The 4,309-nt window shown below is 64.1% G+C and carries 4 protein-coding genes; all 4 read right to left on the bottom strand.

The window, feature by feature from the left end; all coding sequences use genetic code 11:
• Window positions 1-67 precede the first annotated feature (67 nt).
• Window positions 68-1,657, bottom strand: coding sequence for a phosphoglycerate dehydrogenase (serA, locus tag Q0331_RS01915; protein WP_035009629.1), 1,590 nt, complete (start codon window positions 1,655-1,657; stop codon window positions 68-70).
• Between the two features lie 98 nt (window positions 1,658-1,755).
• Window positions 1,756-2,928 (bottom strand): GTP-binding protein, encoded by a 1,173-nt coding sequence (locus Q0331_RS01910; protein WP_298074382.1) that lies wholly within the window; start codon window positions 2,926-2,928, stop codon window positions 1,756-1,758.
• 238 nt (window positions 2,929-3,166) lie between these two features.
• Complete coding sequence (locus Q0331_RS01905) at window positions 3,167-3,946, bottom strand: ABC transporter ATP-binding protein (protein ID WP_298074378.1); 780 nt, start codon at window positions 3,944-3,946, stop codon at window positions 3,167-3,169.
• On the bottom strand, window positions 3,943-4,309 hold a 367-nt coding region (locus Q0331_RS01900; protein ID WP_298074376.1), incomplete at its 5' end, for an iron chelate uptake ABC transporter family permease subunit. The genes Q0331_RS01905 and Q0331_RS01900, both read right to left, overlap by 4 nt.

The raw sequence follows: 4,309 nt of genomic DNA, 5'->3' as shown, positions 1-4,309 counted from the left end.
GGCGAAGGTGAGGACTGGGGCGCCCAGCTGTTCAACTAGCCGGGGGCGCCGGGCTTAACGCGGGGGGTTAGAGGTTCAGAACGAACGCGTTGGAGGCGTTCAGCTCCGCCTTGACCTCTTCGACCAGCTGCTGGTCCAGATCCTCGCTCACGCGCAGAACCAGAGTTGCCGTCTGCTCATCGTCCGTCGGGGACAGCGCGGCGGCGTCGATGTTGATGCCCTTGTTGCCCAGCAGCGTGCCGACCTTGCCGAGCGCACCCGGCTGATCCGGGTATGCCAGGAACAGGTTGGTGCCGGTGGCTCGCAGGTCCAGGCCGCGGTGGTTGATGCGGACGATCTTCTCCACGTGCTCCAGGCCGGTCAGCGCGCCAGCGACGGTGGCGGTGGTGCCGTCCGCGGCGACAACCTGAACCTCCAGGATGGAACGGTGGCTGACGGACTCGTCCTGAGTCTGTACGTCCAGCTCCACGCCGCGCTCTTCAGCGATCTGCGGGGCGTTGACGAAGGTGACCTGCTCATCGATCACACCGGAGAACACGCCGCGCAGGCCAGCCAGACCCAGCGCGTCGACGGACTCGGTGGACAGCTCGCCGCGGGCGGTGACGGTCACGGTGTTCGGAGCGCTGTTCAGCAGCTCGGAGGCGACGCGCCCCAGGTTGGTGGCCAGGTTCAGCCACAGGGCAACTTCCTCGGAAACCTTGCCGCCGGAGACGTTCACGGCGTCCGGCACGAAGTCGCCGGCCAGGGCCTTCAGAACGGATGCGGCAACGTCGGTGCCCGCGCGGTCCTGCGCCTCTACGGTGGAAGCGCCCAGGTGCGGAGTAACGACGACCTCTTCCAGCTCGAACAGCGGGGAGTCGGTGCACGGCTCGGAGGCGTACACGTCGAAGCCGGCGCCGCGGATGTGGCCGGACTTGATGGCCTCCGCCAGGGCGGCCTCGTCCACCAGGCCGCCGCGGGCGGCGTTGATGATGATCTGCCCCTTCTTGGACTTGGCCAGCAGGTCCGCGTCGAACATGCCCGCGGTTTCCTTAGTCTTCGGCAGGTGGATGGTCACGAAGTCGGAGCGGCTCATCAGCTCTTCCAGCTCCACTAGTTCCACACCCAGCTGTGCAGCGCGAGCGGGGTTGGCGTACGGGTCGTAAGCGATGATGTCCGTCTCGAAAGCGGCCAGGCGCTGTGCAAACAGCTGGCCGATGTGGCCGAAGCCGACGATGCCAACGGTCTTGCCCAGGATCTCCACGCCCTTGAAGGAGGAACGCTTCCACTCGCCGTCGCGCAGGGTCTTGTCGGCGGCGGGGATCTGGCGGGCGGTGGACAGCAGCAGGCTGATTGCGTGCTCGCAAGCGGAGTGGATGTTGGAGGTCGGAGCGTTGGCGACCATCACGCCGCGGGAGGTGGCGGTGTCGATGTCAACGTTGTCCAGACCCACGCCTGCGCGGCCGACGATCTGCAGCTTCGGTGCTGCCTCGAGCACCTCGGCGTCGACGGTGGTTGCAGAGCGGACCAGCAGCGCGTCTGCGTCTGCGACTGCCTTCAGCAGCTCGGGGCGGTTCGGACCGTCGACCCAGCGAACCTCGACGGAATCGCCGAGGGCATCGACGGTGGACTGGGACAGTTTGTCGGCGATGAGGACTACCGGACGGGTGTTACTCACGAATGTTTCTCCCTAAAGTGCGACATTGCCTCGCCCACGCCGAAACGACCGCGCCGACGCGGGAAGGGACCACGCCATCCAAATGTGACGTGCGACCCTTACAGCATAGCTCTTACCTCTGCGTCACTCAGCATTGCCTTAAGGAATTGTTGTACCGCTCTGTCTGCATCGAAGTTGACGCCGATAAGTACCACCTCACTGGAGGGAGTTAGCCCCACCTGGCGCCACCCGCCCGCCGGCTGTATCCGCAGGTCGGGACCAGCTTGGTGCCAGACGTGAGCGAGTTCCGGGCGGTCGGCGATCCAGCAGTATCCCTTGGAGCGCACCAGCCCGGTTATGGAGCGCAGAGCCTTGATCAGCCTCTCCCGGTCGAAGGGGCGGTCCCCACGGAAGACAACGGAGCTGATGCCGTACTCTTCCGTCTCTGGGGTGTGCGGGCTTTCCAGCTCGTCGAGGTAGCCCTCGTAGGCGCGGGCTGTCGCTTCGTCGTAGAGGTGTGCGCCGAGAATGTCGTCGACCACCGACCGCCCGGCGCCGTCCGCAGTATCCGTCGCCTCAGCCGCACTGCCTGACGAGCCGCCAGGAGCCCCGTCCCCGTCCAGCGATCCAGCGGTGGCGATGCGGCCGTGGAGGAGCTTTTCAATGCGCGCCCGCGGGTTCATTCGGCGCAGCAGCGCTACCGTCGCGCGGTAGCGCTGCTCGCTGACAAGGTCCGCCTTGGTGACGTAGATGACGTCCGCGAATTCCACCTGATCGACTAGCAGATCCGCGATGGTGCGTTCATCGTCCGCAGTCGCCTGCAGGTCCGCTTCTGTGAGCAGCTTCTTCTGCCCTATTTGCGGCAGGAACTGGGCGGCGTCAACAAGAGTGACCATAGTGTCGATCGGCGCAACGTCCGCGAGGCGAGTACCGTCCTCCCAACGCCATTCGAAGGTTGCAGCGACGGGCATGGGCTCGGAGATGCCGGTGGATTCGATAACGATGTGGTCGAAGCTGCCGCTGCGCGCGAGCGTGCCGACGGATTCCACCAGGTCTTCACGCAATGTGCAGCAGATGCAGCCGTTAGTGAGTTCGACGAAGCGGTCTTCGCCGCGCGTGAGGTGGCCTTCGCCGGCGATGAGGGCAGCGTCGATGTTGATTTCCGAGAAGTCGTTGACGATCACCGCGATGCGGCGGCCTCCTCGGTTGGCGAGGAGGTCGTTCAGTAGCGTTGTTTTGCCCGAGCCGAGGAAGCCGGACAACACCGTGACGGGCGTGGCGGTCGCAGGCATCGCACTCGCGGTGGTGGCAGTCGACGCGACGTCCGCAGGCACCCCACTTCTCTGGCGCAGGGCCTCGCCAGAAGCAGCAACTTCGGAAGCTGGGTGGTCGGAAGAATGGCTATGTGTATGTCTCATAGCCCGTCACCCTACACGTTATTGCAAGCCGTTTTCATTAGTGACGGTGGGAGTGCACTTCGAAATACCTCTAACGGCCCTATCTTTAGCGCCTTTAGCGTCTTTAACGTCTTTAGCGATACGGAATCGGCAAGACTCTCCCCGTTTCCGGATCCCTAACCTCCAGGCAGGAAATCCCGAAAAGCTCCTCAACGAGCTTCGCAGACATAACGCCTTCCGTCTCCCCCGCTGCCAGCATCTGACCGTCACGCATAGCGACGATGGAGTCGGCGAAGCGGGCCGCGTGCGTCATGTCGTGCACGACCATCACCACAGTTCGGCCGGCGGTGTTGAGATCCCGCACCAAATCCAGAATCGCGATCTGATGGGCGGGATCCAGGTACGTCGTTGGTTCGTCAAGGAGCAGCACGGGAGTCTGCTGAGCCACGGTCATTGCTACCCACACTCGCTGGCGCTGACCGCCGGACAGATCCGTCGCTGGAACGTCGAGCAGGGCAGTAACCCCGGCGCGTTCCGCCGCCTCCTCCACCGCGCGGTGGTCCTCCGCTCCCAACGACGCAAATGCCCCAGTATACGGATACCGACCGTACGCGATAACTTCCCGCACGCTCACCCCTTCGGGAGTAACGGGCTGTTGCGGCAAGAACGCAACGTGCCGGGCAAACTCACGCGCGCTCATCCTGCGGATGGAGCGATCGCCTAGGTAGACCTGCCCCTTAGAGATTGGTTGTTGACGCCCCAACGCTCGCAGCAGCGTAGATTTTCCGCAGCCATTCGGGCCTATGAGGGCGGTAATCTTCCCCTCCGGAACCTGGAGAGAGACATCTCGCAAGACATCCGGGCCGCCGTAGCCTACCGTGATGGTCTCGGCGTGCAAGGCAGGTTCACTCATCGGGAGCTCCTTTCATCTGTCGTGGGCGCCGCGGGGGCTCCCGCAGGGGTGCGAGACATACGCAGCAGAAGATAAATGAAGTACGGGGCGCCGACAACGGAAATCAACGCACCCACAGGGATTTCGGTGGGTGCAAATGCCCAGCGGCCAAGGGCGTCACAAAAAACGACCAACCCCGCGCCAGCCAGCGCAGACACTGGCAACACTCGCCTGGCAGCACCGCCAACTAGCAGTCGAGCAGCATGCGGCACGATTAGTCCTGCGAATCCCAACACCCCCGCCGCAGCCACAGCTGCAGCTCCCAACAGGATCGCGAACAGCACCGCCACGAGCTTGTCATCCACGCCGACGTAATTGGGAATC

It is taken from the genome of uncultured Corynebacterium sp. (genome assembly GCF_937999985.1).
Taxonomy (GTDB): domain Bacteria; phylum Actinomycetota; class Actinomycetes; order Mycobacteriales; family Mycobacteriaceae; genus Corynebacterium.
Note: the sequence above shows the minus strand (reverse complement) of the source record. Positions and strands in the feature narration are given on the sequence as shown.

Excerpts from the sequence above, each read along its gene's own strand:
- Q0331_RS01905 (WP_298074378.1), bottom strand. The coding sequence starts at position 3,946 with ATGAGTGAACCTGCCTTGCACGCCGAGACCATCACGGTAGGCTACGGC.
- Q0331_RS01910 (WP_298074382.1), bottom strand. The coding sequence starts at position 2,928 with ATGCCTGCGACCGCCACGCCCGTCACGGTGTTGTCCGGCTTCCTCGGC.